This window comes from Mycolicibacterium vaccae NBRC 14118 = CIP 105934 (assembly GCF_001552715.1).
GTDB classification, from domain to species: Bacteria; Actinomycetota; Actinomycetes; order Mycobacteriales; family Mycobacteriaceae; genus Mycobacterium; species Mycobacterium vaccae.
In genome coordinates this window covers 1-5,713 of the sequence record NZ_BCRS01000244.1, presented here as the reverse complement: position 1 = coordinate 5,713, position 5,713 = coordinate 1, and the positions used below count along the sequence as shown (strand labels likewise).

Annotated in this window: 7 protein-coding genes; all 7 read left to right on the top strand. The window is 73.3% G+C overall.

Annotation, left to right across the window (positions count from 1 at the left end):
• Positions 1–577 (top strand): PPW family C-terminal domain-containing PPE protein (locus MVA01S_RS28220; RefSeq protein WP_494337736.1); only part of this gene is annotated, 577 nt, incomplete at its 5' end.
• A complete protein-coding gene (gene esxG / locus MVA01S_RS28215) occupies positions 574–867 on the top strand; it encodes a type VII secretion system protein EsxG (protein WP_003933735.1) in 294 nt (97 codons plus the stop codon). The genes MVA01S_RS28220 and esxG, both read left to right, overlap by 4 nt.
• A gap of 36 nt (positions 868–903) precedes the next feature.
• A complete protein-coding gene (locus MVA01S_RS28210) occupies positions 904–1,191 on the top strand; it encodes a WXG100 family type VII secretion target (RefSeq protein WP_003933734.1) in 288 nt (95 codons plus the stop codon).
• A gap of 9 nt (positions 1,192–1,200) precedes the next feature.
• Positions 1,201–2,064, top strand: coding sequence for an ESX secretion-associated protein EspG (locus MVA01S_RS28205; protein ID WP_003933733.1), 864 nt, complete (start codon positions 1,201–1,203; stop codon positions 2,062–2,064).
• A complete protein-coding gene (gene eccD / locus MVA01S_RS28200) occupies positions 2,052–3,515 on the top strand; it encodes a type VII secretion integral membrane protein EccD (protein ID WP_003933731.1) in 1,464 nt (487 codons plus the stop codon). The genes MVA01S_RS28205 and eccD overlap by 13 nt, the downstream gene beginning before the upstream one ends.
• A 73-nt stretch (positions 3,516–3,588) precedes the next feature.
• Positions 3,589–4,926: a type VII secretion-associated serine protease mycosin gene (gene mycP, locus MVA01S_RS28195; RefSeq protein ID WP_051015398.1), complete on the top strand. Its 1,338-nt coding sequence runs from the start codon at positions 3,589–3,591 to the stop codon at positions 4,924–4,926.
• The coding region (eccE, locus tag MVA01S_RS28190; RefSeq protein ID WP_060941787.1) for a type VII secretion protein EccE at positions 4,923–5,713 on the top strand (791 nt) is incomplete at its 3' end. The genes mycP and eccE, both read left to right, overlap by 4 nt.

Sequence of the window (5,713 nt, the reverse complement as noted above, 5' to 3'; positions counted from 1 at the left end):
GGCGGCGACGGTCACCACCGGCACGGCACCGGCACCGGGTGCGCCCGCCGCGGCGGTCGCCCCGTTCGTGCCGTATGCGGTGGCCGGCCGCGACCCCGAGGAGGGCTTCTCGCCGACGGTGGGCGGCTCCAGCAGCGCCAAGGCGCCGGCGTCGGGTATCCCTGCGGCGGCGTCAGGCATCGCGGCCTCAGCGGCCGAGCGACGCAAACGCAGGCGCAGACAGAAGGACGAGATCACCGGCCGCGCCTACGCCGACGCGTATGCCGACTACGAACCGGAAGCCGACTACGAACCCGGACCCGACGCCGGCGACGAACCGCCGGTACGCCAGGACCCCCGGATCGCCGCCGGCGAGCGCGGTGCCGGCCGGATGGGTTTCGCGGGCACGTTGGCCAAGGACTCCGAACAGGCCGGCGGGCTGACCACGCTGTCGGGCGACGCGTTCGGCGGCGGGCCGAAAGCCCCGATGCTGCCGGGCAATTGGGACCCGAACACCAGTGCCGACGCGGAGCACCAGAACGGTGCTCACCAGAACGAAGACCGACACAACCACCACGATGGAAAGGAACAACCATGAGCATGCTGGACGCTCACATCCCGCAGCTGGTCGCCTCCGAGGCGGCGTTCGGTGCGAAGGCCGCGCTCATGCGCAGCACCATCGCCCAGGCCGAGCAGGCGGCGCAGTCCTCGCAGGCCTTCCACATGGGGGAGTCCTCGGCTGCGTTCCAGGCCGCGCACGCCCGCTTCGTCGAGGCGTCGGCGAAGATCAACGCGCTGCTGGACCTGGCGCAGGCCAACATCGGTGACGCGGCGGCCTCCTATGTGGCCGAAGACGCCGCTGCCGCAAGCAATTACACCGCCATCTGAGCCTGGCCCACCGACACCTCACCGAAAGAGATCTCGATGTCACAGATCATGTACAACTACCCGGCGATGCTCGCGCACGCCGCCGAGATGAACAGCTACGCCGGTGCGCTCTACGCCGTCGGCGCAGACATCGCCGCAGAGCAGACTGCGCTGCAGGCCTCCTGGCAGGGCGACACCGGCATGACCTACCAGGCCTGGCAGGCACAGTGGAACGGGGCCATGGAGGAGCTGGTCCGGGCCTACCGGGCGATGGCCGGCACCCACGAGATGAACACGACGTCGATGGCCGCACGCGATCAGGCCGAGGGCGCCAAGTGGGGCTGACGGGTGCCCGTGCGCGCTGATGCCGTCGAGCTGACCGCCGAGTCGGCCTGGTACCTCGCCGACACGCTCGGTGCCGGGTCGTTCCCGTGGGTGCTGGCGGTCACGCCGCCCTACAGCGACCACGGCGACCGGGCGCGGTTCGAGGCGGCGCAGGCCGAGCGGCTGACCCGGATCGGGGTGCTCGACGCCGACGGGGCCGTCGACCCCGCGGTCGCCCGGTGGATCCGGTCGGTGTGCCGGCCCGCCCAGTGGCTGGAGTTGCGATTCGTCGGCGAGCGCGGAGCGATGCTGCGCGGCATCGTCGCCCGCGACGCCGCCCGGACCGTGGTGGCGCTGCGCAGCGGCGGGTTGATCACGCTGACCGAGATGCAGATCGACCATCCGCAGGCGTTGGTGCCGGTGCTGACGGTCGGTCTGTCCGGCCGCTCGCCCGCCCGGTTCGCCGAGTTCACCCTGCCCGCCCGGGTCGGCGCCAAAGCCGACGACCAGATCCGCCGCGGCGCCTCGGTCCGTGACCTGCTCGACTACCTCGGTGTCCCCCCGTCCGCGCGCCCTGTGGTGGTGGCCGCGTTCGAGGAGCCCCGCACCTACGTCGAGATCGTGGCCGGCCAGCACCGTGACGGGCACCGCGTCAGCACCGACGTCGGGGTCAGCGTCGTCGACACGACCGCGGGCCGGGTGCTGGTCAGTCCCACCAAAGCCCGCGACGGGGAATGGATCTCGACGTTCGCCCCCGGTGAGCCGATCGCCGTCGCCGCCGCGGTCGAGCGGCTGACCGGCGCGCTACCGGACGGCCCCTGGTTCCCGGACCAGCCCCTCACCAGAGACTTCGACGACAGCAGAAGCCAGAGAGAAGAGATATGCCACCGCTAGAGACCAACACCCTCGGTTCCGCCGGCGCCGTGGTGCCGATCGTCCGTGTCGCCGTGCTCACCGCCGAGCAGGCCGGTGAGGACGCCGCCGACCGCGCCGGTCGGATCACCGAGATCGCGTTGCCCGCCGAGCTTCCGCTGCGCGAGATCGTCCCCGCGGTGCAGCGCATCGTGGCGCCCAGCGACGACTCCGGCACCGCGGCGGCCCCGCTGAGCCTCGCGCCGATCGGCGGCGCGCCCTTCAGCCTGGACGCGACACTGAACACGGTCGGCGTCGTCGACGGCGATCTGTTGGCGCTGCAACCGGTTCCGGCCGGGCCGCCCGCACCGCGTATCGTCGAGGACATCGCCGACGCCGCGATGATCTTCTCCGCCGCCCGCGAAAAGCCCTGGGGGATCGGGCACATCCGCCGCGGCGCCACCGCCGCCGTGATCGGTCTGATCCTGGTCGCCACCGCGCTGTCGGTCGCGCACCGGGTGTTCACTGATTCGCTGATCGGGCTGTTCGCGGTCAGCGCGGTCGCGATCGGCGCGGTACTGGGCGCGCTGCTGGCCCGGGCCGGTTCGCCACGACTGGCGACCGCACTGGCTGCGGCCGCGTTGCCGCCGGTCGCTGCGGCGTTCACGCTCGCGGTCCCCGGCGAGTTCGGTGCCGCCAACATCGTGCTGGGCGCTGCGGGCGTGGCCGCCTGGTCGGTCATCAGCATCACCGTCGGCGAGCGCGCCGTCGCGCTGTTCACCGCCGTGGCGGCCGCCGCGCTCGGCACGCTGCTGGTGGCCGCGGCGGCGTCGCTGTGGACGCTGACCGCGCTGCACATCGGCTGCATCCTGATCCTGGTCGGGCTGATCGTCACCGTGCAGGCGGCGCAGTTGTCCGCGATGTGCGCCCGGTTGCCGGTGCCGGTGATCCCCGCGCCCGGTGACCCCACCCCGTCCGCCCCGCCGCTGCGGGTGCTGCAGGACCTGCCCCGGCGCATCCGCGCGAGCGACGCGCATCAGACCGGCTTCATCGCCGCGGGCGTGCTGCTCGGCGTCACCGGCTCGGTGTTCGTGCTGTGGCCCGCCGTCGGTGGCGACGGCAGCGTGTCGCCGTGGGCGTGGTTCCTGGTGGGCGCCGTCGCCCTCGGCGCGGTGCTGCGCGCCCGCGTGTGGGATTCGGCCTCCTGCAAGGCGTGGCTGCTCGCGCAGCCGTTCCTGACCGCCACCGCGCTGCTGGCCGTCTTCACGGTGACGGGCCGCTACGGCGCCGCCTGGTGGGCGCTGGGCGTGTTCGCCGTCCTGGTGGCCGCCTGGGTGGTGGCCGCGCTGAACCCGCGGATCGCCGAGCCCGAGACCTACTCGCTGCCGATGCGTCGGCTCCTCGGCTTCGCCGCGGCCGCCGTGGACGCGTCGGTGATCCCGGTGATGGCCTACCTCGTGGGGCTGTTCACGCTGGCGCTGAACGGATTCTGACGATGAATGCTCACCTGCGGGTGACGGACCGGTGAGGCGGCGCGCGAGCACGGCGCTGGCGGTGACGGCCGCGATGCTGGCGGTCGGCGTGCCCCCGGCAGGCGCGATCACGCCACCGGAGGTCGATCCGGGCGCAACACCGCCGAGCGGCAGCGCCGGTCCCGTCGGTGCGATGGCCCAACGCAATCCGTGTGTCACCGCGACCCTGACACCCGGCATGACACCGGGCGCCGACCCCGGCGCCGTCGACCCGAACCGGTCGGCGCTGAACCTGGCGCAGGCGTGGACCCACAGCCGCGGCGAAGGCCAGACCGTCGCGGTGCTCGACACCGGGGTCCGGCCCGGCCCGCGACTGCCCAACGTCGAGGCCGGAGGCGACTTCGTCGCCGCCGGTGACGGACTGACCGACTGCGACGGGCAGGGCACCCTCGCCGCGGGCCTGATCGCCGGACAGCCCGGTCCAGACGGGTTTTCCGGGGTGGCACCCGAAGCCCGCATCCTGGCGATCCGACTGACCTCTCCGCGGTACGCGCCCCGCGACGGCGGGGAGGACCCCGTCGTCACCCGCGCGACCGTGGAGGCGCAGGCGATGGCCCGGGCCATCGTGCGCGCCGCGGATCTGGGCGCGCGGGTCATCAGCATCTCCGCGGTGACCTGCGTGCCGGCCGGCAGGAACTTCGACCAGAGCGGCCTGGGAGCTGCGCTGCGCTACGCCGCGGTCGACAAGGACGCCGTGATCGTGGCCGCGACGGGCGACGGCGGCGCGGCGAGCGGCTGCGGCGCCAACCCGCTCGGCGACCCGGCACTGCCGTCGGATCCGCGGAACTGGTCCGGTGTCACCGCCGTGTCGATCCCGGCGTGGTGGCAGGACTACGTGCTGTCGGTCGGCTCGCTGGGCGCCGACGGCACACCGTCACCGTTCACGCTGGCCGGGCCCTGGGTCGGTATCGCCGCCCCCGGCGAGAACATCGTGTCGGTGAGCAACGACGACACCGGCAGCCTTGCCGACGGCCTGCCCGGCGGTCAGGACCAGATCGACCCGATTCGCGGCACCGGCTACGCGACGTCCTACGTGTCCGGCGTTGCAGCGTTGGTACGCAGCAGGTTTCCCGAACTGACCGCGCGTCAGGTGATCGAACGCCTGACCGGCACGGCGCAGGCGGCGGCCACCGCACCCTCGAATCTCGTCGGTGCAGGACGCCTCGACCCGGTTGCGGCGCTGACCTGGAATGTGCCGGCCACCGCCGGAGACACCGACGCGGCAGCGGTCAAACCGGTCGCCGCGCCGCCACCACCGCCGACCCGCGATCCCGTTCCCCGGGTGGTGGCGTTCGCCGGGGCCGGGGTGCTGGCGCTCGTCGTGCTCGCCGTGTGTGTGCTGAACGCAAGAAGGAAGGAGACGCCGTCATGACCATCCGGCTCACCCTGGCCGCGCTGCTCGTCGTCCCGGCGGCGATGGCCTACCCGTGGCAGACCGTCGGGCGGAGATGGCTGCTCGGCGTGGCCATCGCCGTGGTCGTCGTGCTCTTCGCGCGCTGGCGCGGCCACTTCGTCACCACCATTCTCGGACGGCGACTCGCGATCCTGTTGCGCCGCGGCCGGATCCGTGATGCCGAACCGTCGGCCGAGTACGCCACCGTGACGTTGCGCCTGCAGCCGCGCGAGTCCGCCGAGCTGCCCCCGGCCCTGCTCGCCGGCTACCTGGACCGGTACGGCATCACCTTCGACAAGGTCCGGGTGACCCACCGCGACGTGGACGGCACCCGCGTCACCTGGGTCGGTCTCACCCTCGGGGCCGCGGCCAACATCGCGGCGCTGTCGGCACGCGCGCCGCGAATCCCGCTGCGGGACACCGCGGAAGTGGCGGCGCGCCGGCTGGCCGACCACCTGCGCGAGGCCGGCTGGGACGTGACGGTCGACGACGCCCCGCCCGCCCCGCTGTCCGGTGCGGCCACGGAGCGCTACAGCGGCGTGGACGACGGACGCGGCTTTCTGGCCGCCTACCGGATCGCCGTCGACGGACCACTGGACGAGACGTTCTCGGCGGTGCGTGCCCACGACGCCGGCGAAGTCTGGACGGTAGCCGAATTCACCGGCAGCAGAACGCGACCCGAACTCTCCGCGGCCTGCGTTCTGCGGACCGCCGACCGGCCGGGGGCGCGCGCGCCGCTGCCCGGGCTGACCCCCGAACACGGCAG